Source organism: Bradyrhizobium sp. Crot121 (assembly GCF_059512385.1).
In genome coordinates, this window is record NZ_JCAMOR010000018.1 from 113,047 (window position 1) to 135,774 (window position 22,728).

Genomic DNA, 22,728 nt, shown 5'->3' on the forward strand with positions numbered 1-22,728 from the left:
CTCGATCGTTTAACCAGCCACAATCGTGCGCCCGTCAGATAGTTACCTGGGTGCCGACCTCAACCACCCGCCCCGTCGGAATCTGAAAATAGTCGGTGGCATCGTTGGCGGAGCGGCTCATGGCGATGAACAAGTGATCCTGCCACAGCGGCATGCCCGACTGCGCCGCGGGCTTGAGAGACCGCCGCGACACGAAGAATGACGTCGCCATGATATCGAACTGCCAGCCGAGCTTGCGGGCGATCACCAGCGCCTTCGGGACGTTCGGCGACTCCATGAAGCCGAACCTGAGGCGCACCTTGGAAAACTTGTCGCTGATGCGTTCCATGTAGACGCGCTCGGAAACATCAACGCGCGGCGTCTGCGCCGTCTCGATGGTCAGGATGACATTCTGCTCGTGCAGCACCTTGTTGTGCTTGAGATTGTGCAGCAGCGCGGTCGGCACGAAGCCGGGATCGCTGGTGAGGAAAACCGCGGTGCCCTTGACGATATGCGGCGGCCGCTTCTCCAGGCTCTTGATCAGGTCGTCAAGCGGCACCTCGATGCGCCGGGTCTTGGCGATCAGGATGGCCGTCCCGCGCCGCCAGGTCCAGATCATGGCCGCCATGGCTGCGCCGAACAAAAGCGGCACCCAGGCGCCCTCGAACAGTTTGAGGAGATTGGCGCTCAGGAACGTCATGTCGACCACCACGAACGGCACGATCACCGCGGCCGCGGTCGCTGCGCGCCAGTTCCACAATTTCCAGATCACCACAAAGCCCATGATGCCGTCGGCAACCATGGTGGTGGAGACGGCGATGCCGTAGGCCGATGCCAGTCCGCTCGAGGTGTGGAACATCAGTACCAGCAAGAGAACGCCGACCAACAGCAAGCGGTTGACGCGCGGCAGATAGATTTGCCCGGCATGGGACTCCGAGGTGTAGCGGACCTCGAAACGCGGCAGCAGGCCGAGCTGCACCGCCTGCCGGACCAGCGAATAGGCGCCGGTGATGACGGCCTGGCTCGCGATCACGGTGGCCGCGGTCGCGAGCACCACCAACGGCAGCAGCAGGAAGTCGGGAACCATCCGATAGAACGAATTCTCGATCGCGGATGGATCGGAGAGCACCAGCGCCCCCTGCCCGAAATAATTGAGCAGAAGCGACGGCAGCACGAAGAACAGCCAGCCGGACTGGATCGGCTTGCGGCCGAAATGGCCGAGATCGGCATAAAGCGCCTCGCCGCCGGTGACGGCCAGGAACACCGCTCCCAGCGTCACCAGCCCGATGGTGCCATGCGTGAGCAGGAACTGGAGCGCGTAATAGGGATTGATCGCCGCCAGTACAGATGGGTCATCCTTGATGTGGACCAGCCCCATCACGGCGAGCGTGGCGAACCAGACCACCATCACGGGCCCGAAGGCGGAAGCTACCCGCCCGGTGCCGATGCGCTGGACCGAGAACAAGACGACCAGGATGACGATCGTGACGGGCACTACGTAATGTTGGAGTGCGGGCGTCGCGAGCTTGAGGCCTTCGACCGCCGACAGCACGGAAATCGCCGGCGTGATCATGGAATCGCCGATGAACATCGAGGCGCCGACCACGCCGAGCGCCAGCAACAGCCAGCTTCTCCGCCCCAGCGCCCGCTGCCCCAGGGCCATCAGCGAGAGCGTGCCACCCTCGCCGTTGTTGTCGGCGCGCAGGAGCAGCAGCACGTATTTCGACGTGACGACAATGAAGAGCGCCCACAGGATCAGCGACAGCACACCCAGGACGATGATTCGGGATACCGGCTGTCCATGCGTCGCGCCGGCGACTGCCTCGCGGAACGCATAGAGCGGCGAGGTACCGATATCGCCGAACACCACGCCGATACTGCCCAGCGTCAAGGCCCAGAAGTTGGACGTGACCGGCCCTTCTTGGACCTCGCTGGATGAGACGCTGACAGCCATGGCGGGAGGAACGCCCCATCTGCTAGTTTGATCCGGCGCCGCTATCCACGCTTCCGCGTTCCCTGTCAACGGTTGCGGCGGCCGCGACAAGCGCGTAACGGTTTCCGGCTGGACAGGCGGCCGATAGTAAATTCGGCGGATTACGGCTTCAAGCCGGGCGGCAGCGGCGGATCCTCACGCATCAAGGTGATGGTGACGCGACGGTTTGCCGCGAGCGAAGGATCGTCCGGAAACAACGGCTGGCTGTCGGCCTTGCCCGAGACGGCGAAGATGTGCGAGGGGGGCAGCCCTTCGCGCTCCAGGATCTGGCGCACCGCGTTGGCGCGGTCCGCCGACAGGTCGAACGCTCCGTAGTCGCTGCGCGCCGGCACGAAACCGGCGGCGGTGTGGCCGACGATGGATACGCGCAGCGGCGTTGCCTTAAGCGGCCCGGCGAGCTTCTGGATCAGCCGCCGTGTCCGGTCGTAAGGTACCTTGGAGCCGTCGGCGAACATCGAGCGGCCGTCCTGGTCAATGATCTCGAGGTTGAGACCCTCCTTGGTTTCCTCGAACATGATGTGCTTGGACATTTCGGTCAATTCCGGCATGTCCTGGAGCGCCTGCCGCAGCGAAGCGGACGCGAGCGCGAAGGCGCGGTCGGTGTGCAGCTTGGCGCCGTTCTCCTGGTTGCGCTCCTTCTCGTCGGGCGTCGGCCTGTCCGACGTCTCCTCCGGCGAGATATGCTCGACGTTCTTCAACTTCGGCCGCGTCGGCAGGCCGTCGGATTCGATGATACCGGAATAGCGCACATTGGTCTGCGAGCCGAAGGCGTCGCGCATCGAGCCTGCGACGATCTTCAGCTTGTTGTTGTCCATGCTGGAGAAGGCGACGAGCATCACGAAGAAGCTCATCATCAAGCCCATCAGGTCGGCGAAGGTCACGAACCAGCCGTGACCTCCGGTATGTGCATCGCCGCGCTTTTTCTTGGCCATCGCGTGAAGCTCCGGATCGCTGCCAGGCCGAAGGTCAGGCCGGGACCGGCTCGCCCTCTCCCTCGCGGTGCTTTTCCGGGAGATAGGCGAGCAGCATTTCGCGAACCAGCGCCGGGCTCTTCGAATCGCGGATCATCAGGATGCCGTCGATGATCAGGGTGCGGTTGGTTTCCTCGTCGAGGAGCTTGCCGTGCAGCTTGTCGGCGATCGGCAGACAGAACAGGTTCGCAACCAGCGCGCCATAGAGCGTGGCCAGCAGCGCGGTCGCCATGAACGGGCCGAGCTTGGAGGGATCGGTCATGTTGGCGAACATCTGCACCATGCCGATCAGCGTGCCGATCATGCCGAAGGCCGGCGCGCAGTCGCCGATCGCGCGGTAGATCTTGCTGCCCTCGTCGAGATGCATCAGGAAATTGTCGCGGTCGCGTTCGAGATTGTCGCGAATGAATTCGAGGTCGTAGCCGTCGGCGACGTAGCGGATTCCCTTGGCCAGGAAGGGCTCGTTGGTCTCGACCTTTTCAAGGCCCACCGGCCCCTGCTTGCGGGCGATCTCGGCAATCCGGGCCAGTTCGTCGACGAGATCGCGCGCCGAAAGCCGGCTCATGGTGAAGGCGAATTTGGCGCCCAGCGGCAGGCCATGCAGGATCGCGGCCAATGGAAAGCGGATCATCGTGGCCGCGATCGATCCGCCGAAAATGATGATCATCGCATGTTCGGAAATGAACATGTGCAGGTCGCCGCCCATCAGCATCATCGCTGAGATCACGATGATGCCCATCACGAGCCCGACGCCCGTCATAATATCCATGGGAGACTCCAACGCGTACGCTACACACCGCCTGTCCTGGACGGTGCACGACCCAACCCCGGACCGCGCCGGAAAACCCTACGTGGCCGCCATTAAAGACCCGTAAAGGTTAAGCCGAAGAGGAACCCGTAAAATCCCGAGTGGCCGGATCAGGCCTGAGCGCAGCGCTGGTCTCAATCTTTCGCTAACCATAATCGCCGGCGCCGCTCAGTGACCGCTATCGAGCCCCGTGAGTTCGAGACTGAGCGCGCGCAGCCGTCTCCGCGCGGACGCCTCATAGGCCTGCGGATTGGCCCTGGCCTCGTTCATGCCGTTGAAGAACAGCCCGCTCTCATCGGCGACATCGTCTCCCGACACCAGATGCAGGATCGCTTCGCCGCCCTGCTCGACGGTCGAGATCGGGGTGATGCCGCCGGCGCGCACCATCGTGGTGTTCATATAGGTTGCCGGGTGCAGCGAATTTGCGGTGACGCCCGAGGCTTTCAGCTCTTCTGCGAGATCGATCGTGAACATGATCTGCGCAAGCTTGCTCTGGGCATAAGCGCGCGAGCCGCTGTAGTTCTTCGTGATCATCACGTCGTCGAAGTCGATCGGATGCTGGCCGAGCGAAGCGACATTGACGATCCGCGACGGCGCGCTCGCCTTCAACAGCGGCAGCAACAGACGCGCGAGCAGGAAACCCGCAAGGTAGTTCACGGCGAAGCGCAGCTCATAGCCGTCCCTGCTGGTCTGCCGCGCCGGTCCCTCGTTCTGCGAGCCGATCCCGGCATTGCTGATGAATACGTCGAGCCGCTTGTGGTTCGCGAGCACGGCCTCGCCGAGTTTTCGCGTCTCGGCAAGCGAGGACAGGTCGGCCTGATAGAAAATGGGCTCGCGGCCTCCTGCCCGCCTGATCTCTTCGATCAGCGATGCCCCGCGCGCTTTGTCGCGCCCGTGGACCAGCACGCTGGCGCCGCCGATGGCGAGCCTCTTCGCAACGTAGCGGCCGACACCGTCGGTTGAGCCGGTGATGAACACGGTTTTGTCACGCATTTCCATCGCACACCTCCGGTCCCTGCCCGCCCGGGTTCCACACGGCGGTCGAAGGACAACTACACCCGTCTGCGGCGCTGCGCCACGGGTCAGAAACCTCCCGCGCGCAAGAGTGTTTTGCTATTGGTTGCCGCCAATAGCTGGCTCGTCAGCAGATGCTGCGCGGCTGCTATTGGGCGTTCGTTCATTCAAAGGGAACCGATGTTGGCCTCCAGTTCAAACTGGATCATGCGAAATGCTCCGTCGCTGGAGCCTTTCGGTCTGTTCGCACTGTTCGGCGCCCTGACCGTGTTCCCTGCCATCCTGATGATCCGCGTGCTCGAACCTGAGCTCGTGCTGCCTGCGTTCAGCATCCTGCTGTTCGCGGAGGCCGCAGTGGCCGCCATCCTGACGCGCCTGATCAAGGCTCAGGAGAACTCAGGGAAAGTCACGTGGTGGGATTTTGCCGGTGCATTCACCTTCATGGGGTGTGCAGCGGCAATCTTTGGCGAACCGGACCAGGCGGCGCTGTTCTTCGAGGAAGAAGCCGTCGCGCGTGCGAATTCGCGACCGTAACAGAGCATGATCCGGAAAAGTGGAAACCGGTTTTCCGAAGAGATCATGTTCAAACTCAAAGAGATGAGATCATGATCCGTCTCATCGGATCATGATCTAAAGCGTACCAGGCCGGGCCCCTCTGGCAGCCGACAGGCTGCGATGTCGGACTGGAGTTAAGTTGGAGTGGCCCTGCTTTGATCTGCGGCATTGATCGCGGGACGTATCGGTGAATCCCTCACCGATGTGCGTCGCCATCAAGCCGGTATCTCATCCGGGTCACTCTCCAGACCAGAAGGGGAGCATGACCCGTGTCCGAATTTCTTGGCTTTGAATTTCTCACCGCGCTGTTGCAGGTCGTCCTGATCGACCTGGTGCTCGCAGGCGACAATGCCGTCGTGATCGGCCTTGCCGCAGCCGGCCTGCCCGAGAAGCAACGCAGCAAGGCGATCCTGATCGGCATTCTGGCGGCGACCGTGCTGCGCATCATGTTTGCCGTCGTGGCAACGCAGATCATGCAGATCGTCGGCCTCTTGCTTGCCGGCGGAATCCTGCTGTTGTGGGTGTGCTGGAAAATGTGGCGCGAGCTGCGCGCCACCGCGAAAGAGGAAGCCGACGCAGAGCTCGGTGGCGCGTCTGCAGACGGGGCGCCCCGGAAGACGCTCTTCCAGGCCACGACGCAGATCATCATCGCCGACGTCTCGATGTCGCTCGACAACGTCCTGGCTGTCGCGGGAGCGGCCCGCGAGCACCCAAGCGTGCTGATTTTCGGCCTGATCCTCTCCATCGCATTGATGGGCGCAGCCGCGACCTTCATCGCGCGGCTGCTGCAGAAGCATCGCTGGATCGCCTATGTCGGCCTCGCCGTCATCCTCTATGTCGCCATCGACATGGTCATTCGCGGCGCCCACGACGTCGCCAAGGTCGCGGCGCTCTGAGCCGCGACCTATTGGAGTTAGTGGATCTCGGCCGAGCGCTTCAGCGCGTCCTTCAGCTTCTCGAGCGAGAAGTCCGGGCTGCGTGCGATCTCCAGGATCGGCGTCTCGCGACGCGCGCAGAGTTCGGCCGCGTCCGGCAGCTTGGCGGCGACATCGTTCGGGATCACGATCGCACCATGGCTGTCGGCATGGATAAGATCGTCGGAGCGCACGGTCATGCCGGCAACCCGCACCTCGCCGCCGAAGCTCTCGGCATGCACCCAGGCGTGCGACGGGCCGATCGATCCGGCGAGCGCCTGGAAGCCCGGCGCCCATTGCGGGATGTCACGGATCGAGCCGTCAGTGATCACACCGAGACAGCCGAGCGCCTTGTGGACATTGCTCTGCACCTCGCCCCAGAACGCACCATAGCCGACATCGGCGCCATCGATATCCTGGATCACGGCGATGCGCGGACCAAAGCCGGTGCCGACATATTCGTAATATTCGATGCGGCGCTTGGCCTGCTCGGCCGCCGGCAGACCGGATTGCAGCACGGAGCGGATCGTCACGGTGCGGGCATAGCCGACAATCGGCGGCAGGTCCGGGAACGGGCAGACCAACGGCTTGGTGGTGTAGCCGATCAACCGCCGTTCCGGGGCGACGATCTCCATCGCATTGCAGATCGTCGGCGTGTCATAGCGCGCCAAGGCTTCGAGGACGGACGCGGGCAGCGGGGCAGTGACGGCTTTATTCACGGCGTTTCTCCTGGCAAATGGACGCTTCTTGACGAGACGATCTTGGCCCATGCCTATAGCCGAGATCGGCCGTGAACCCAACCAAGCTTCCGCTCATGGCTGATATTTGGGGGAAAGCCAACTGCCGCCCCTCATGGTGAGGAGGCGCGTCTTCGCGCCGTCTCGAACCATGAGGCCCCGTCTGTGGCCTCATCCTTCGAGACGCTTGCTACGCAAGCTCCTCAGGATGAGGGTCGAGCATTATTCAATTAAGACGGGCCGGACGGTCGTCGTGGTCGGCGTCAGCGACACCCGGATAGCTCGGCGACGGAGTTGCCGACGTCGGGGCTCCGGCCGGCACAGCGGCCTGCGCCTCCGCGGCGCGCGCGTGGTCGCGATAGGTTTTCCAGCCCCATGGCAGGCTGATCAGATAGAGCACCGAGCCCGCGGAGAGGATGTGCCAGGGATAGCTGACCAATAGCGCGATGAAGAACACCACCGACACGAACACCGGCAGCAGCATTTCCGGCGGCACCCGCATGCGCATTGTCTTGCCGGAAAACACCGGCAGGCGCGACACCATCAGGAACGCGATCAGGAGCGTGTAGAAGGCCGTCAGCATCGTCGGCGGCGTAGTGATGCCCAGGAAGCCCAAATAGACCGGCAGCAACACCGTGATGGCGCCAGCTGGCGCCGGCACGCCGGTGAAATAATTCGCCGCGAATGCCGGCTTGTTTGGATCGTCGATCGAGGCGTTGAAGCGGGCGAGCCGCAGCCCGCCGCTGATCGCGAACACCATGGCCGCAATCCAGCCGCCATTGCCCAATTCGTGCAGTTGCCAGAAATAGAGGATCAGACCAGGCGCCACGCCGAAATTGACGAAATCCGCGAGGCTGTCGAGCTCGGCGCCGAATTTCGACTGGCCCTTGATCAGGCGCGCGATGCGCCCGTCGATGCCGTCAAGCGCTGCAGCGAACACGATCGCCGCGACCGCGAGCTCCATCCGCCCTTCGGTCGACAGGCGGATCGCGGTCAGGCCGGCACAGATCGCGAGCAGCGTGATGACATTGGGCACCAGCAACCGGACCGGAATCTGGCGAAACCGCCGGCGGCGCAGTTCCGGGTATTTGGAATCGATCGGCATCATGGCTCGCGATTATATAGCAAGCGCCGGCGCCCTCCGCCATTGCAGCGGCAAGGCGCCGCAACTGGCGGTGCCGATGGTTAATCGGCCCGGTACGTCCACCCCGGCTCGGGGGTGCGGAAATCGGCCAGAACGGTCTCGCCCGCGATCGCCGTCTGGCCCTCGGATACCAGCGGCTTGGTGCCTTCGGGCAGGTAGACATCGAGCCGCGAGCCGAACCGGATCAGGCCGAACCGTTCGCCGGCGCCGATCGACTGGCCTTCGCGCACGAAGGAGACGATGCGCCGCGCCACCAGGCCTGCGATCTGGACCACGCCGATGCGGCCGTTGGGCGTCGAGATCACGAGCGAGTTGCGCTCATTGTCCTCGCTGGCCTTGTCGAGCTCCGCATTGATGAAGACGCCCGGCCGGTAGGCGATCCGGTCGATCCGCCCCGCAACCGGACTGCGGTTCACGTGACAGTTGAACACGCTCATGAAGATCGAGACCCGCGTCAGCGGCCGGTCGCCTAGCCCCAGTTCGGCTGGCGGCAGGGCTTGGGTGATCATCGAGACGCGCCCGTCGGCGGGCGCCACCACCAGCCCGTCCCGCACTGGCGTCACCCGCACCGGATCGCGGAAGAACAGCGCGCACCAGACCGTCAGCACGGTCCCGATCCAGCCCAGCGGCGTCCAGATCCAGAACAGGATCAGGCTCGCCAGCGCGAAGCCGCCGATGAACGGATAGCCCTCAGGATGAATGGGCGGAATCTGCGCGCGGATGGAATTGGCGATCGACATCGAATCTCACTCGGTTTTCCGGTCCTAGAGCATGATCCGGAAAAGTGGAAACCGGTTTTCCGAAAAGATCATGCTCAAACAAAGAGATGAGAGCATGATCCGATTCCGTCTAATCGGATCAGGCTCGCGACGGAGATGGAGCCTATTCGGCAGCCGTCGGCAAGGGCTTCTCGACGGGATCAGGCTCGGGTTCGTCGACCGGCGGCGGCTCGCGGTTCGGCGCCTCGCTTCCGTCGTCGACCATCGCCAGCTTCTCCCGCGCCTCCTCGGCCTCGCGCTGCCGGTTCCACATACTGGCATAAAGCCCGCCCTGCGCCAAAAGCCGGGGGTGGGTTCCGCGCTCGGCGATGCGGCCCTGGTCGATGACGATGATCTCGTCGGCGCCGACGATGGTCGAGAGCCGGTGCGCGATTACCAGCGAGGTGCGGTTGCGCGAGACCCGCTCGAGCGCAGCCTGGATCTCATGCTCGGTGTGGCTATCGAGCGCGGACGTCGCCTCGTCCAGCACCAGGATCGGCGGCGCTTTCAGCACCGTGCGGGCGATCGCCACCCGCTGCTTCTCGCCGCCCGACAGCTTCAGGCCGCGCTCGCCGACCTGGGTCTCGTAGCCCTTCGGCGACATCCGGATGAACGTATCGATCTGCGCGAGCTTCGCCGCCTCTTCCACCTCGGCATCGTCGGCATCCCAGCGGCCATAGCGGATGTTGTAGCGGATGGTGTCGTTGAACAGCACGGTGTCCTGCGGCACCATGCCGATCGAGGCCCGGAGCGAATTTTGCGTGACGTTGCGGATGTCCTGGCCGTCGATCAGGATGCTGCCGCTGGAGACGTCGTAGAGGCGGAACAACAGCCGCGAGATCGTGGACTTGCCGGCGCCCGAGGGGCCGACGATCGCGACCGTCTTGCCGGCCGGCACCTCGAAGGAGAGGCCTTTCAGGATCGGGCGATCAGGCTCGTAGGCGAACCGCACATCCTCGAACCGCACGCTGCCCGCCGTCACCACCAGCGGCTTGGCATCGGCTGCGTCCTTGATCTCCGCCTTGCGCGCAAGCACGCCGAACATCTTCTCGATGTCGATGATCGCCTGCTTGATCTCGCGATAGACCATGCCCATGAAATTGAGCGGTTGGTAGAGCTGGATCATCATGGCGTTGAGCAGCACGAAATCGCCCACCGTGTTGCTGCCATTGCGGATGCCGATCGCGCACAGCAGCATGATCGCCGTCAGGCCGGCGGTGAAGATGATCGCCTGGCCGGTGTTGAGGATCGCCAGCGACGTATAGGTCTTGATGCTGGCGTGCTCATAGCGCTCCATCGAGCGGTCGTAGCGCTCGGCCTCGCGCGCCTCGGCGCCGAAATATTTCACGGTCTCGTAGTTGAGGAGCGAGTCGATCGCCTTGGTGTTCGCTTCGGTGTCGGAGTCGTTCATCTTGCGGCGGATCTCGATCCGCCATTCGGTCGCGACATAGGTGTAGTACATGAACGCCGCGACAGTGATCACGACGACGCCGACATAGCGCCAATCGAACTGCCAAAGCAGCACGGCCGTCAATAGCGCAACCTCGACCACCGTCGGGATCAACTGCAGGATCACCATCCGCACGATGGTCTCGATGCCGGTGCGGCCGCGTTCGAGGATGCGCGTCAGTCCGCCGGTCTTGCGTTCCAGGTGAAAGCGCAGCGACAATTCGTGCATGTGCACGAAGGTGAGATAGGCAAGCCGCCGCACCGCATGCATGGCGACGCGAGCAAAGATGCCGTCGCGCCATTGCGTCAGCACCGCCATCAGGACACGCACCGCGCCGTACCCAGCCGTCAACAGGAGCGGCGAAGCGATCAGCCACATCGTCCAGTTCGACGATTGCACCGGCGCGCTGGGCGTGCCGTTCAGCGCGTCGATCGCCCATTTGAAGGTGAAGGGCACCGACAGCGTCGCGAGCTTGGCGACGAGCAGAAGCACCATCGACCACGCTACGCGCATCTTCAGATCAGTGCGGTCGCCAGGCCAGATATAGGGCCACAGATGCGCGAGCGTACCGACCAGGGTAGCCTTCTCGGCTCTGTTTGCGTCGGCAGATGACATATCGTTCAGGCGCAGTTGGGGTTGGGACGACATTAAGCCATCGCCGACGTCAGGACGGCGCGCCGGTTCGCTGTCACGTGATTTGCATGGATCCGCATTGTGCCCGTCATATAGGGGATTTTGACCTCGCGGAAACCCTCATGGAGTGGATCTTTCACGATTTTCAGCGATTTACGCCACTTTTACGCCACGACACGTGAAATGCCGGGCTTGACGTTTTTTTCGTTGCAGTGCCACATGAGCGGATGAACCAAATCAGACCTATGAACCAGATCAAAACCGTCTGCGTCTATTGTGGCTCCGGCCCCGGCACCAGCCCCAGCTTTGTCGAAGCAGCCAACGCGCTCGGAAGGATCTTTGCCGAGAGTGATATCCGCCTCGTCTATGGCGGCGGCTCGATCGGACTGATGGGCGCGGTCGCGACCTCCACGCTCGACCATGGCGGCAAGGTCACCGGCATCATCCCGGATTTTCTCCGCGCCCGCGAGAACGCGCTCACCCGCGTCCAGGAGATGATCGTCACACCCGACATGCACGAGCGCAAGCGGCTGATGTTCGAGCGCTCGGATGCCTTCGTGGCGCTGCCCGGCGGCATCGGCACGCTGGAAGAGCTGGTCGAGCAGCTCACTTGGCAGCAGCTCGGCCGGCACACCAAGCCGGTGCTGCTCGCCAATATCGACGGCTTCTGGGAGCCGCTGCTCGCGCTGCTCGATCATATGCGCTCGACGGCCTTCATCCGCCCGACGCTGCCGCTCGAGGTGCTGACGGCCGACCGCGTCGAGGACATCGTGCCGCGCCTGCGCGCCGCTGCCGCGCGCGCGCCCGAGGCCGGCAAGGAACTCGCGCCGGACGTGGCGCGGCGACTGTAAGAGCATGATCCGGAAAAGTGGAAACCGGTTTTCCCTCGCGACAAACGCGAAGCGTTTGCGCGGAGATCATGCTCCAACGAAGAGGCTCACTCGCTCGGAAACGTCACCGCCTCGATGCGGTTGCCGTCGGGATCGGTGACGAACGCCGCGTAGTATCTGACACGGTCGTGCGGGCGCAGCCCAGGCGCGCCGTCGGAACGGCCGCCGGCACTCAGGGCCGCGGCATGGAAGGCATCGACCTCGGCGGTTGATTTCGCCCGCAGGCAGATGTGACTGCCCGTATCAGACGCGACCGGCTTCATCCCGGCGCGCAGGTTGATCCAGAATTCGGGATAGCTCTTGCCGAACCCGATCGTGGCCGGACGCGTGACCAGGCGCGAGAGGCCAAGCGGTGCGAACGTTGCTTCATAGAAGCGCGCGGAACGTTCGAGATCGCTGACACCGACAGAGAGATGGTCGATCATGCGTTACCCTCACCCCAGGTTCACCGTCATGCGAGGAGCGAAGCGACGAAGCAATCCATGCTTCCACGCGTGGAGAGATGGATTGCTTCGCTGCGCTCGCAATGACGGTGTTTGCCGATGCGTCGCCGCGCCCCTCACCCCGTCGCGCCTGACTTCACCAGTTTGTAGAATACCGAATCCATCAACGCCTGGAACGAAGCATCGATGATGTTCGGCGACACGCCGACCGTGGTCCAGCTTTCGCCGGTCTCGTCTTCACTCTCGATCAACACGCGCGTCACTGCCTCGGTGCCTCCATTGAGGATACGCACGCGGTAATCGATCAGCTTCAATCCCTCGATATATTTCTGATACTTGCCGAGGTCCTTGCGCAAGGCGACGTCGAGCGCGTTGACGGGGCCGTTGCCTTCGGCGGCCGAGATCAGCCGCTCGCCGGCGACGTTGACCTTCACTACCGCGAGCGCGACCGTGACGCGCTGGCCGAGCGCATTGTCGCGCTGCTCGACATTGACGTCGAACTGCTCGACCTTGAAATATTCCGGCACCTTTCCGAGCGTACGGCGCGCCAGCAGCTCGAACGAGGCGTTGGCGGATTCATAGGCGAAGCCCGCGGCCTCGCGCTCCTTCAGCTCGGCGACGAGCCGCGTCAGCTTCGGATCGTTCTTCTCGTAGGGAATGCCGGCCCGGTCGAGCTCGGCGATGACGTTGGAGCGTCCGGCCTGGTCCGACACCAGCACCTTGCGGTGATTGCCGACGGATTCCGGCGGCACGTGCTCGTAGGTCTGAGGGTCCTTCAGCACGGCGGACGCATGGATGCCGGTCTTGGTGACGAAGGCGCTTTCGCCGACATAAGCCGCGTGCCGGTTGGGCGCGCGGTTGAGCATGTCGTCGAGCGTGCGCGACACCTTCATCAGCGTCGTCATCTTCTCTGGCGTAACGCCGATCTCAAGCTTCTCGGAGAACTCCTTCTTCAGCCTGAGCGTCGGGATCAGCGAGCAGAGATTGGCGTTGCCGCAGCGCTCCCCTAACCCGTTCAGCGTGCCCTGGATCTGGCGCACGCCGGCGCGCACCGCCGCAAGCGAGTTCGCCACCGCCTGCTCGGTATCGTTATGGGCGTGGATGCCGAGATGGCTGCCGGGGATGTGGCGCACGACGTCGCCGACGATGGTTTCGATCTCATGTGGCATGGTGCCGCCATTGGTGTCGCACAACACCACCCAGCGCGCGCCGGCCTCATAGGCGGCCTTGGCGCACGCCAGCGCGAACTCGGCATTCTCCTTGTAGCCGTCGAAGAAATGCTCGCAATCGACCATCACCTCGCGCCCGGCAGCCGTCGCCGCGGCGACGCTGTCACGGATCGAAGCGAGGTTCTCCTCGTTCGTGGTCTCCAGCGCGACGCGCACCTGATAGGCGCTCGATTTCGCGACGAAGCAGATCGCGTCCGCCTTCGCCTCCAGGATCGTCGCCAACCCGGGATCGTTGGACGCCGAGCGGCCTGGACGCCGCGTCATGCCGAAGGCGGTGAAGCGTGCATGGTCGAATTTCGGCTTTGCCGAGAAGAATTCGGTGTCGGTCGGGTTGGCGCCGGGATAACCGCCCTCGACATAGTCGATGCCGAGTTCGTCCAGCATTTGCGCAATCACCTGCTTGTCCTGCAAGGTGAAATCGACGCCATTGGTCTGCGCGCCGTCGCGCAGGGTGGTGTCGAAGAGATAGAGACGTTCGCGGCTCACGGCGTACCTCCCGCGGCAGTGCCATTCGCCAGCGTCTTCTGCATCGTGGTGTTGGCGAGCCACTCGCCCTCAATACTCACGCTGTTGCGCTGCTTGGCGACGTAGCCGCGCTTGCGGAAGAAATCGAGCGCGTTGTCGCTGGCATCGACCGAAAGCGTCTTGGTGCCGCGCGCGCCGGCGAGCTTTTCCAGCGCGTCGCACAGCATCGCGCCGACGCCCTGCCCGGCCACGCTCGGATGCACGTAGAGCATGTCGATCTGGTTGTTGTTCTTCAGCGAAGCAAAGCCGACCGGCGAATTCTGGATGGTTGCGATCAGCGTCAACTCCCCGGCGAGCTTCTTGCCGAAGGCCACCTCGTCATCAGCCACGGCTGCCCAGGCTTCCTGCTGCGTCTCGCCGTAGTCGTCGCCGGTCAGTTCCTGGATCGCGGCCACGAAGATCGCCGCCAGCATCGGCGTATCCGCCGGCAGGAACGGTCGCAGTCCGGGTTGTGGGAGTGCCTGTGCCATCATGCCAACTCCCATGTGGTCACGGGTTTGCCGTCGGCCCCCTTGCCGTCTTTCAGCACGACGCCCTTGGCCGCAAGCTCGTCGCGGATGCGATCGGACTCCTTGAAATCCTTCCGCGCACGTGCGGCCGCACGATCCAAGATCAGGCCTTCAACCCATTTCGGATCGATGCCACTCGCCTGCTGCTTGCGGCCCTTCCATTCCGCGGCACTCTGGCCGAGGAAGCCCAGGAAGCGGAGCGATGCCGCAAAAGTGCCGCGCGCCTCTCCATCGCTCACAGCCGCATTCCGCAATCCGTGCAGCGCCGTGATCGTCTGCGCCGTGTTGAGATCGTCGGACAATGCCTCGACCACGCCCTCAGCCGGCCGATCGCCCACGGCATCTGCTGCCACGGCGTACCAGTCGTCGAGCGTCCTGGCGCTTTCTTCCAATCCCTTCAGCGTCCAGTCGATCGGCGAGCGATAGTGCGTCTTGAGCATGTTCAGGCGCAGCACTTCGCCCGGCCAATCCGCCAGCAACTCCCTGATCGTGACGAAGTTGCCGAGCGACTTCGACATCTTCTCGCCTTCGACCTGCAGGAAGCCGTTGTGCATCCAGGTGTTCGCCATACGCGCTTCGTGGAAGGCGCAGCAGCTTTGCGCGAGCTCGTTCTCATGATGCGGGAACACGAGGTCGATGCCGCCGCCATGGATGTCGAACTGCTCGCCGAGATGCTTCCAGGCCATCGCCGAGCATTCGATATGCCAGCCCGGACGTCCCGGCGCTGCGATGCCTGACGGCGACGGCCACGACGGCTCGCCGGGCTTGGACGGCTTCCACAGCACGAAATCGGTGTTGTCGCGCTTGTAGGGGGCAACATCGACGCGGGCGCCCGCGATCATCTCGTCCAGCGAGCGGTTGGCGAGCGCGCCGTAACGCGGCAGCACGCCGTTGGCGGCGTTCATCGCCTGCGGCGAGAACAGCACGTGGTCTTCGGCGACATAGGCAAAACCATCTGTGACCAGCTTCTCGATCAGCACCCGCATCTCCGCGATGTGCTCGGTCGCGCGCGGCTCGACGGTGGGGCGCAACGCGCCGAGCGCGTCGACGTCCTCGTGAAACTGGCGCTCCGTCTGCTCGGTGACCTTGCGGATCGCCTCGTTCAGCGGCAGGCCGGGATAATCCCGCGCAGCGCGGTCGTTGATCTTGTCGTCGACGTCGGTGACGTTCCGGACATATTTGACGCGGTTCTCGCCATAGACGTGCCGCAGCAAGCGGAACAGCACGTCGAAGACGATCACCGGGCGCGCGTTGCCGATATGGGCGAAGTCATAGACCGTCGGCCCGCAGACATACATGCGCACATTGTTGGGATCGAGCGGCACGAAGGGCCGCTTTTCCCGGGTCAACGTATCGTACAGACGCAATTGCATGGAATACCCGTCCCTTGTGGCCGGGGCGTCACGTGATCTCGATGTGAGAAAAGACGGCCTCAGCCAGCGAATCGCTAGCTAATAATCTCGCGGCAAATGCTGCAGATGGCGAGGTGGCCGTTCATGGTTCCACCATGGCGCCATCCGGGGGACGGCGTCAAGGGCTGTTTGCGCCCGTTCTGAAGGCGATTCCGCCCCTTCCGATGATTCCAAACGCACCATGGTTAATCATTATTAACGTATTGGGCGTAATCGGATAGGCACTGGTTCCCTTCCCCACTCGGTGCTCCATGCGATTTCGATCGGCATTCCTTGCCTGCACATTCATTTTAGCCACCTCCGCCGCACTGGCCGACAGCCGCGTCTTCATCATCGCCAACCATGATGACGGCTATGGTGTCGACGAATGCCTCGCGCGGGGCGACAAGTGCGGGGCGCACGCCGCCCGCTCCTATTGCCAGTCACGAGATTTTGCCCAGGCCACCGCCTATCGCCGCGTCGATCCTGACGAAATTACCGGCGCCGTTCCGAAGGCCGCGGGAAACTGCAGCGGCGCCGCCTGCGGCGAATATATCGCCATCACCTGCCAGCGCTGATCCGGCCAAGGGGCACCAATGGCCGGTATTCTCACGGGGTTTTGCCACATCGGGGCCCCGGAAACGACGTGACGCTGCCCCGAGAAACGGCTATTGCAGGCGGCCTTGGCCGCGCCTTCGGGCTCGCCCGCCGCGCGGCGTCATTCTGTGACTGGACATGCCCAATCGCCTGAACTCTTGCTTCTCCCGCTGGATTTTGATGTGCGCCCTTCTGGTCGGCACTGCCCTGCCGGCCACTGATGCCTTGGCGCAGACGCCTGACGATGCTTACGCGCAGATGTCTCAGGACGCGCCGCCGGGCGCGCCGTCCAATCCGATCTGCATCCGGCTCGAGGGTCAGCTTGCGAGCATCGACCGCGGAGGCGGCAGCGGCGATTCGATCAGGGACGAGCAGATCCGCCGCTACCAGGAAGCCGCCTCGAGACAGCAGGCAGAGCTCGACCGTGTGATCGCGCAGGGGCGGCGCATGGGCTGCGATGGCTCCGGCTTCTTCTCGCTGTTCAACAACGGCCCGGCGCAATGCGGTCCGATCAACACCCAGATCCAGCAGATGCGCAGCAATCTCGATCAAATCATGATGACCCTGGAGCGGATGCGCAGCGGCGGGCTCGGCGGCGGCGACCGCGAGAACCAGCGCCGCTCGGTGTTGACTGCGCTCGCGCAGAACAATTGCGGCCCGCAATATGCCAATGCCGTGCGGGGGCCTGGCAATTTCCTCGACAATCTCTTTGGCAATCGTAACGATGATAACGTGACCATTGCGCCGCCGACCGGCGACCTCGCCCCGCAATCCGGCACCTACCGTACGGTCTGCGTGCGAAGCTGTGACGGCGCCTATTTCCCGATCTCGTTTGCGACGGTGCAGGGACGCTTCGCCGACGACGAGAAGACCTGCAAGGCGCAGTGCCCGGCGGCGGAAGCAACCCTGTTCGCCTATCGCAATCCCGGCGAGGACATCAACCAGGCGGTCTCGGTCAATGGCCAGCCCTATACGTCGCTGCCGAACGCGTTCAAGTTCCGCACCGAGTTCAACCCGTCCTGCTCCTGCAAGCCGGCAGGGCAGACCTGGGCGGAGGCGCTGAAATCGGTCGACGACAAGGCCGCCGTCGAGCAGCAGGGCGACATCATCGTCACCGAGGAGAGCGCGCGGAAGATGCAGCAACGCGCGCAACAGCAGTCCACCAAGCAAGCCCCGGCCGGGAAGAAGGGCGCGACATCAGCGAATGCCAGCCCGGCGCCCGACGCACCGGCGGCGCCGGTCGACCAGACCCCGCCGGGAGATCGGCCGATCCGCACCGTTGGCCCGACTTTCCTCCCGAAGAAACAACAATAATCAGCCCTCGAACGCCTCCACCGAAGCGCGGGTACCGCGCGTCACGAGCTTCTCGTCCGGCTGCGGCAACGCCTCGCCGCGATCGCGGAAGCGGTTGGTGATGGGATAGCGGCGGTCGCGGCCGAAATTCTTTGGTGTGACCTTGACGCCGGGCGCGGCCTGCCGGCGCTTGTATTCGGCGATGGAAAGCAGCCGGTCGATACGCGCGACCAGTTCGCGATCGAAGCCTGCGGCGACGATCGACGCGAGCGGCTCCTCGCGCTCGACCAGGCGTTCCAGGATCGCATCGAGCACGTCGTAAGGCGGCAGCGAGTCCTGATCGGTCTGGTTCTCGCGCAGTTCGGCCGTCGGCGGCCGCGTGATGATCGAGGGCGGGATCACCTCGCCCGACGGGCCGAGCGCGCCGTCCGGCTTCCAGGTGTTGCGCAGGGCGGAAAGCCGGAACACCTCGGTCTTGTAGATGTCCTTGATCGGGTTGAAGCCGCCATTCATGTCGCCGTAGAGCGTGGCATAGCCGACCGACATCTCCGACTTGTTGCCGGTAGTCACCACCATCGCGCCGGTTTTGTTGGAGAGCGCCATCAACAAGGTGCCGCGGGTCCGCGCCTGCAAATTCTCCTCGGTGATGTCGCGCGGCAGGCCCTTGAACGGCTCGGCAAGGATCTTCTCGAACCCGCTCACGGCGTCCGCGATCGGCAGCACCTCGTAGCGGATGCCGAGCATCCTGGTCAGGCTTGCCGCATCATCCAGCGACACCTGCGCGGTGTAGCGGAACGGCAGCATCACGCCGAGGACCTGCTCAGTACCGAGCGCGTCCACCGCAATCGCCGCGCAGAGCGCCGAATCGATGCCGCCGGAGACGCCGAGTAGCACCCCCGGAAAGCCGTTCTTGCGGACATAGTCGCGCAAACCGAGCACGCAGGCCGCATAGTTCGCCTTGTCGCCCTCGAGCAGTGGCATGATCGGTCCGTTGCAGCGCCAGCCCGCCTCGCTCCTGGTCCAGCGCAGCGTCGTGATGCTCTCCTCGAAGGCCGGAAGCTGCGCCGCCACCGACAGATCAGCGTTGAGCGCGAACGAGGCGCCGTCGAACACCAATTCGTCCTGCCCGCCCACCTCGTTCAGATAGATCAAGGGCAAGCCGCTTTCGGTGACGCGGGCGACCGCGATCGAAAGCCGGAGATCGTTCTTGTCGCGCGCATAGGGCGAGCCGTTCGGCACGACCAGAATCTCCGCGCCGGTCTCGGCGAGACATTCGACGACGTTCTCATAATCCTCGGACTCTTCGAGCCAGATGTCCTCGCAAATGGGCACGCCGACCCGGACACCCTTCACGGTGACCGGCCCCGGCGCCGGTCCGCGTGCGAATAGCCGCTTCTCGTCGAACACGCCGTAGTTCGGCAAGTTGGCCTTGAAGCGCAGCGCTGCGATGCGGCCGCCGTCGAGCAGCGCGCAGGCGTTATAGAGCTTGCCGTCCTCGACCCAGGGCGTCCCGATCAGGACCGCCGGACCGCCATCAGCCGTCTCGCGCGCCAGTTCCTCGACTGCGGCACGGCAGGCGGCCTGGAACGCCGGCTTCAGGATCAGGTCCTCCGGCGGATAGCCGGCGATGAACAGCTCCGACAGCACCATGAGATCGGCGCCGGCGGCCTTCGCCGTCTGCCGCGCGGCGCTCGCCTTCGCGGCGTTGCCGGCGACGTCGCCGACAGTCGGATTGAGTTGCGCGAGTGTAACAATGAACTCAGGTTCGCTCATGGGATCAATGGTGCCTTGCACCCCTGTAAACTGCAATCGTCTGCGTTAGATCATGCCCATGCGCTCGGCGAGGGCGAACAGCCAGAACAGCCCGGCCATCACCAGCGTCACGCCGACCGCGGCCGAGCCCATGTCCTTGACCCGACCGATCTGCGGATCATGGTCCGTGGTCAGACGGTCGGCGAGCTTCTCGATCGCGGTGTTGAGCAGCTCGATCACGAGCACCAGCACCACCGATGCAACGAGCTCGACGGAGCGCATCACGGTGGCGCCGATCAGCCACGCCGCCGGCACCGACAACAACAGCGCCACCACCTCCTCGCGAACCGCCTGCTCGGAACGGATCGCAAAGCCAAGGCCGTTCCACGAATTGATGGTGGCCCGCCAGAACCGCAGCAAGTGTTAGAGCCCCGCTACTGCCGGCATCGGTTTGACCTTGCTCGCCCGCTCCTGTTTCAGGAGCTCTGCGATCAGGAAGGCCATATCGATCGACTGTTCGGCGTTGAGACGGGGATCGCAGACCGTGTGGTAGCGGTCGTTGAGATCCTCGTCCGTGATCGCGCGCGCGCCGCCGATGCATTCGGTGACATCCTGCCCGGTCATCTCCAGGTGAACGCCGCCGGCGTAGGTGCCTTCGGCCTGGTGGATGGCGAAGAACGACTTCACTTCCGACAACACCCGGTCGAACGGACGGGTCTTGTAGCCTGATGTCGAGGTGATGGTGTTGCCGTGCATGGGATCGCAGGACCACACCACCGTGCGCCCTTCCCGCTGCACCGCCCGGATCAGCGCCGGCAGATGCTCGGCAACCTTGTCGGCGCCGAAGCGGGCGATCAACGTCAGCCGGCCGGGCTCGTTGTCAGGGTTCAGCACGTCGATCAGCTTCAACAACTCATCGGCCTTCAGCGACGGGCCGCATTTCAGGCCGATCGGATTCTTGATGCCGCGGAAATATTCGACATGGCCGTTCTCGAGCTGGCGGGTGCGGTCGCCGATCCAGATCATGTGGCCCGAGGTCGCGTACCAGTCGCCGGTCGTGGAATCGACCCGCGTCAGCGCCTGCTCATAGCCGAGCAGCAGGGCCTCGTGGCTGGTATAGAAATCGGTCGATCGCAGTTCCGGATGGCTCTCGAGGTCTAGGCCGCAGGCACGCATGAAGTTCAGCGCTTCCGAGATGCGGTCGGCGAGTTCCTTGTAGCGGCGTGACTGCGGCGAGTCCTTCAGGAAGCCGAGCATCCACTGGTGCACGCTCCCAAGATTGGCGAAGCCGCCGGTGGCGAACGCCCGCAGCAAATTGAGGGTCGCCGCCGACTGCCGATAGGCCATCAACTGGCGCTGCGGGTCGGGCGTGCGCGCCTCCTTCGTGAAGGCAATGTCGTTGATGATGTCGCCGCGATAGCTCGGCAGTTCGACGTCGCCTGCCTTCTCGGTCGGCGAGGAGCGCGGCTTGGCGAATTGTCCGGCGATGCGGCCAACCTTCACCACTGGCAGCGCGCCGGCATAGGTCAGGACTACCGCCATCTGCAGCAGCACACGGAAGAAGTCGCGGATGTTGTTGGCGCCGTGCTCGGCAAAACTCTCCGCGCAGTCGCCGCCCTGCAAGAGGAAAGCCTCGCCGGCAGCGACACGCGCCAGCGCCTTCTTCAGGTTGCGGGCTTCGCCCGCGAACACCAGCGGCGGAAAGGTCGCAAGCTGCGCCTCCACGTCGGCCAGTACCTTGGCATCCGGATAGTCCGGCATCTGCAAGACCGTCTTGGCGCGCCAACTGTCGGGTGTCCAGCGCTCGGACATGGGCGTTAACTCCTGAGCAAAAACCGCTACTTATCCGGGAAAGCGAAGCTATATATACAGGCTGTCGAAGGACCGCCAGCCGGAATTCCATCTGTCCGCTCAAGCTCTTGCAACAACAGTCGAATTCGCATTTGTTAGAGCAAAACGTCAACGCTTAAGGAAAATCCGTAAGTGGCTGAGGCTGCGCTCGACGACGTCTTCGCCGACGACATCATTGTACCCGCCATCGACGGCTACCCTCTCGGAGCGACGCTGTTCCTGCCCCGCGGCGCCAAGCGGCAAGCGGTCCTGATCAATTCGGCGACCGCCGTGCCGCGCAAGGTCTACAAGGGCTTTGCCGCCTATCTCGCCAAGCGCGGCTCCGTCGTCCTCACCTACGATTATCGCGGCACCGGCGATTCCGGGCCGAAGTCCGTGAGCGGAGACAAGCAGCCGAAATCGCTGGTCGGCTTCAAGGCTTCGATGTCGGACTGGGCCGCACTCGACGTCACCGCCGCCGTGAGATGGATGCGCGAGCGCAACCGGGCGCTGCCGCTCGCTTATATCGGCCATTCCTTCGGTGGCCAGGCGCTGGGACTGATCCCGAACAACATCGAGGTGTCGCGCGCGCTCCTGGTCGCCTCGCAGGCCGCGACCTGGCGATTGATGGCCTCGCCCGAACGCTATCGGGTCTTTGCCGCCATGAACTACGTCCTCCTGCCGTTGACCCGCATGCTCGGCTACACACCGGGCTGGGCGGGGCTCGGCATGGATTTGCCAAAGGGGGTGTTCGAGCAATGGACGAATTGGGTGAACAGCCCGCGCTATCTGTTCGATGATGCCGCGCTCACCGCGGTGTCGAATTTCGCAAAGTTCGAGGGCCCCCTGCGCGCGCTCTGCATCAGCGACGATCCCTGGGCGACGCGGCCCGCGGTCGAATTGCTGTGCTCGGGATTTGGCGCCGCCAAACCGGAGATCATCGCGATCACGCCTGATGATGCCGGCGTTGCGAAGATCGGCCATTTCGGTTTCTTCCGTCCCGAGCACCGCGACACGCTCTGGCGCGGTGCCGCGGAATGGCTCGAGGCAAGCGAGTGAGGTCAGGCCGTAGGATGGGTGGAGCGCAGCGAAGCAATCCATTTTCTCCGCAAGTGGCGCGATGGATTGCTTCGCTGCGCTCGCAACGACGGGGATGGGCTCTGATTCAACTTTCAAACAGCGTGAGGATGTGCGTTCGCGCTCTCGCGGCATGAAGTGCCCGAGCTTTGCGTCTCGTTTCACCCTCTCATCGAACAGAGGGCGCAGGGAAAGCCGGGTGCCGGTTGCACCCATGGGTCCCGTGCAACAAAAAG

Annotated in this window: 21 protein-coding genes; 6 read left to right on the forward strand and 15 right to left on the reverse strand. The window is 63.9% G+C overall.

Translation table 11 applies throughout. The features are described from left to right. Window positions 1-34 precede the first annotated feature (34 nt). From AC5ZGW_RS18140 to AC5ZGW_RS18155, 4 genes are all read right to left on the reverse strand, one after another. Window positions 35-1,933: a potassium transporter Kup gene (locus AC5ZGW_RS18140; RefSeq protein ID WP_130226341.1), complete on the reverse strand. Its 1,899-nt coding sequence runs from the start codon at window positions 1,931-1,933 to the stop codon at window positions 35-37. Between the two features lie 140 nt (window positions 1,934-2,073). Then, on the reverse strand, window positions 2,074-2,904 hold the full coding sequence (locus tag AC5ZGW_RS18145) for an OmpA/MotB family protein (RefSeq protein WP_130226342.1): 831 nt from the start codon (window positions 2,902-2,904) through the stop codon (window positions 2,074-2,076). 34 nt (window positions 2,905-2,938) lie between these two features. After that, window positions 2,939-3,712, reverse strand: coding sequence for a motility protein A (locus AC5ZGW_RS18150; protein ID WP_028166504.1), 774 nt, complete (start codon window positions 3,710-3,712; stop codon window positions 2,939-2,941). A gap of 207 nt (window positions 3,713-3,919) precedes the next feature. Continuing rightward, a complete protein-coding gene (locus AC5ZGW_RS18155) occupies window positions 3,920-4,750 on the reverse strand; it encodes an SDR family NAD(P)-dependent oxidoreductase (RefSeq protein ID WP_130226343.1) in 831 nt (276 codons plus the stop codon). A 117-nt stretch (window positions 4,751-4,867) separates the two neighbouring features. Here AC5ZGW_RS18155 and AC5ZGW_RS18160 point away from each other — a divergent pair, with 117 nt between their 5' ends. Both AC5ZGW_RS18160 and AC5ZGW_RS18165 read left to right on the forward strand, forming a co-directional pair. Continuing rightward, window positions 4,868-5,299 (forward strand): hypothetical protein, encoded by a 432-nt coding sequence (locus AC5ZGW_RS18160; protein WP_245474747.1) that lies wholly within the window; start codon window positions 4,868-4,870, stop codon window positions 5,297-5,299. Window positions 5,300-5,589: 290 nt separating this feature from the next. Further along, window positions 5,590-6,216, forward strand: a complete 627-nt coding sequence (locus tag AC5ZGW_RS18165) for a TerC family protein (RefSeq protein ID WP_130226344.1) — start codon at window positions 5,590-5,592, stop codon at window positions 6,214-6,216. 17 nt (window positions 6,217-6,233) lie between these two features. Here AC5ZGW_RS18165 and AC5ZGW_RS18170 read toward each other — a convergent pair whose 3' ends face one another. From AC5ZGW_RS18170 to AC5ZGW_RS18185, 4 genes are all read right to left on the reverse strand, one after another. Next, on the reverse strand, window positions 6,234-6,953 hold the full coding sequence (locus AC5ZGW_RS18170; protein WP_130226345.1) for an RraA family protein: 720 nt from the start codon (window positions 6,951-6,953) through the stop codon (window positions 6,234-6,236). A gap of 244 nt (window positions 6,954-7,197) precedes the next feature. Continuing rightward, the gene (gene pssA / locus AC5ZGW_RS18175) at window positions 7,198-8,079 is read right to left on the reverse strand and encodes a CDP-diacylglycerol--serine O-phosphatidyltransferase (protein ID WP_130226346.1); all 882 of its coding nucleotides are present in this window, start codon (window positions 8,077-8,079) and stop codon (window positions 7,198-7,200) included. A 77-nt stretch (window positions 8,080-8,156) separates the two neighbouring features. Then, the gene (locus AC5ZGW_RS18180) at window positions 8,157-8,855 is read right to left on the reverse strand and encodes a phosphatidylserine decarboxylase (RefSeq protein ID WP_028166510.1); all 699 of its coding nucleotides are present in this window, start codon (window positions 8,853-8,855) and stop codon (window positions 8,157-8,159) included. A gap of 142 nt (window positions 8,856-8,997) precedes the next feature. Next, window positions 8,998-10,971, reverse strand: coding sequence for an ABCB family ABC transporter ATP-binding protein/permease (locus tag AC5ZGW_RS18185; protein ID WP_130226347.1), 1,974 nt, complete (start codon window positions 10,969-10,971; stop codon window positions 8,998-9,000). A 230-nt stretch (window positions 10,972-11,201) separates the two neighbouring features. On the opposite strand from AC5ZGW_RS18185, the gene AC5ZGW_RS18190 reads away from it, so the two are divergent. Next, the gene (locus tag AC5ZGW_RS18190; protein ID WP_028166512.1) at window positions 11,202-11,807 is read left to right on the forward strand and encodes an LOG family protein; all 606 of its coding nucleotides are present in this window, start codon (window positions 11,202-11,204) and stop codon (window positions 11,805-11,807) included. Window positions 11,808-11,893: 86 nt separating this feature from the next. On the opposite strand, the gene AC5ZGW_RS18195 is transcribed toward AC5ZGW_RS18190, so the two are convergent. The 4 genes from AC5ZGW_RS18195 to cysS all read right to left on the reverse strand — a co-directional run bounded on the left by AC5ZGW_RS18195 (window position 11,894) and on the right by cysS (window position 15,925). Then, window positions 11,894-12,271, reverse strand: coding sequence for a VOC family protein (locus tag AC5ZGW_RS18195; protein ID WP_028166513.1), 378 nt, complete (start codon window positions 12,269-12,271; stop codon window positions 11,894-11,896). A 134-nt stretch (window positions 12,272-12,405) separates the two neighbouring features. Continuing rightward, window positions 12,406-14,004 (reverse strand): citramalate synthase, encoded by a 1,599-nt coding sequence (gene cimA / locus AC5ZGW_RS18200; RefSeq protein ID WP_130226348.1) that lies wholly within the window; start codon window positions 14,002-14,004, stop codon window positions 12,406-12,408. Further along, window positions 14,001-14,513 (reverse strand): GNAT family N-acetyltransferase, encoded by a 513-nt coding sequence (locus AC5ZGW_RS18205; RefSeq protein WP_130226349.1) that lies wholly within the window; start codon window positions 14,511-14,513, stop codon window positions 14,001-14,003. Before AC5ZGW_RS18205 ends, cimA begins: the two co-directional genes overlap by 4 nt. Further along, window positions 14,513-15,925 carry a cysteine--tRNA ligase gene (gene cysS, locus AC5ZGW_RS18210; protein ID WP_130226350.1) on the reverse strand — a complete coding sequence of 471 codons (1,413 nt, stop codon included), beginning with the start codon at window positions 15,923-15,925 and terminating at the stop codon, window positions 14,513-14,515. The genes AC5ZGW_RS18205 and cysS overlap by 1 nt, the downstream gene beginning before the upstream one ends. A 290-nt stretch (window positions 15,926-16,215) precedes the next feature. Here cysS and AC5ZGW_RS18215 point away from each other — a divergent pair, with 290 nt between their 5' ends. Beyond that, window positions 16,216-16,521, forward strand: a complete 306-nt coding sequence (locus AC5ZGW_RS18215) for a hypothetical protein (protein ID WP_130226351.1) — start codon at window positions 16,216-16,218, stop codon at window positions 16,519-16,521. Window positions 16,522-16,720: 199 nt separating this feature from the next. Next, on the forward strand, window positions 16,721-17,854 hold the full coding sequence (locus tag AC5ZGW_RS18220; RefSeq protein WP_035691287.1) for a DUF2865 domain-containing protein: 1,134 nt from the start codon (window positions 16,721-16,723) through the stop codon (window positions 17,852-17,854). Here the strand turns inward: AC5ZGW_RS18220 and AC5ZGW_RS18225 are convergent, their stop codons facing one another. From AC5ZGW_RS18225 to AC5ZGW_RS18235, 3 genes are read right to left on the reverse strand one after another with little or no spacing between them, the layout of a single operon-like run. Then, window positions 17,855-19,606 (reverse strand): NAD+ synthase, encoded by a 1,752-nt coding sequence (locus AC5ZGW_RS18225; RefSeq protein WP_130226352.1) that lies wholly within the window; start codon window positions 19,604-19,606, stop codon window positions 17,855-17,857. It lies immediately after the preceding gene. Between the two features lie 45 nt (window positions 19,607-19,651). Next, window positions 19,652-20,005: a diacylglycerol kinase gene (locus AC5ZGW_RS18230; RefSeq protein WP_130226353.1), complete on the reverse strand. Its 354-nt coding sequence runs from the start codon at window positions 20,003-20,005 to the stop codon at window positions 19,652-19,654. Between the two features lie 3 nt (window positions 20,006-20,008). Then, entirely contained in the window at window positions 20,009-21,397 is a 1,389-nt protein-coding gene (locus tag AC5ZGW_RS18235) for a class II 3-deoxy-7-phosphoheptulonate synthase (RefSeq protein ID WP_130226354.1), read from the reverse strand. A gap of 171 nt (window positions 21,398-21,568) precedes the next feature. Here AC5ZGW_RS18235 and AC5ZGW_RS18240 point away from each other — a divergent pair, with 171 nt between their 5' ends. Continuing rightward, window positions 21,569-22,474 carry an alpha/beta hydrolase family protein gene (locus AC5ZGW_RS18240; protein ID WP_130226355.1) on the forward strand — a complete coding sequence of 302 codons (906 nt, stop codon included), beginning with the start codon at window positions 21,569-21,571 and terminating at the stop codon, window positions 22,472-22,474. Window positions 22,475-22,728: the final 254 nt, after the last annotated feature.

Bases quoted from the DNA above. Each gene is read 5' to 3' on its own strand.
- AC5ZGW_RS18180 (WP_028166510.1), bottom strand. From the start codon at position 8,855: ATGTCGATCGCCAATTCCATCCGCGCGCAGATTCCGCCCATTCATCCT.
- AC5ZGW_RS18195 (WP_028166513.1), bottom strand. From the start codon at position 12,271: ATGATCGACCATCTCTCTGTCGGTGTCAGCGATCTCGAACGTTCCGCG.
- AC5ZGW_RS18185 (WP_130226347.1), bottom strand. From the start codon at position 10,971: ATGTCGTCCCAACCCCAACTGCGCCTGAACGATATGTCATCTGCCGAC.
- AC5ZGW_RS18220 (WP_035691287.1), top strand. From the start codon at position 16,721: ATGTGCGCCCTTCTGGTCGGCACTGCCCTGCCGGCCACTGATGCCTTG.
- AC5ZGW_RS18155 (WP_130226343.1), bottom strand. From the start codon at position 4,750: ATGGAAATGCGTGACAAAACCGTGTTCATCACCGGCTCAACCGACGGT.
- cysS (WP_130226350.1), bottom strand. From the start codon at position 15,925: ATGCAATTGCGTCTGTACGATACGTTGACCCGGGAAAAGCGGCCCTTC.
- AC5ZGW_RS18145 (WP_130226342.1), bottom strand. From the start codon at position 2,904: ATGGCCAAGAAAAAGCGCGGCGATGCACATACCGGAGGTCACGGCTGG.
- AC5ZGW_RS18225 (WP_130226352.1), bottom strand. From the start codon at position 19,606: ATGAGCGAACCTGAGTTCATTGTTACACTCGCGCAACTCAATCCGACT.
- AC5ZGW_RS18190 (WP_028166512.1), top strand. From the start codon at position 11,202: ATGAACCAGATCAAAACCGTCTGCGTCTATTGTGGCTCCGGCCCCGGC.
- AC5ZGW_RS18150 (WP_028166504.1), bottom strand. From the start codon at position 3,712: ATGGATATTATGACGGGCGTCGGGCTCGTGATGGGCATCATCGTGATC.
- AC5ZGW_RS18235 (WP_130226354.1), bottom strand. From the start codon at position 21,397: ATGTCCGAGCGCTGGACACCCGACAGTTGGCGCGCCAAGACGGTCTTG.
- AC5ZGW_RS18215 (WP_130226351.1), top strand. From the start codon at position 16,216: ATGCGATTTCGATCGGCATTCCTTGCCTGCACATTCATTTTAGCCACC.
- AC5ZGW_RS18140 (WP_130226341.1), bottom strand. From the start codon at position 1,933: ATGGCTGTCAGCGTCTCATCCAGCGAGGTCCAAGAAGGGCCGGTCACG.
- pssA (WP_130226346.1), bottom strand. From the start codon at position 8,079: ATGATGCCGATCGATTCCAAATACCCGGAACTGCGCCGCCGGCGGTTT.
- AC5ZGW_RS18205 (WP_130226349.1), bottom strand. From the start codon at position 14,513: ATGGCACAGGCACTCCCACAACCCGGACTGCGACCGTTCCTGCCGGCG.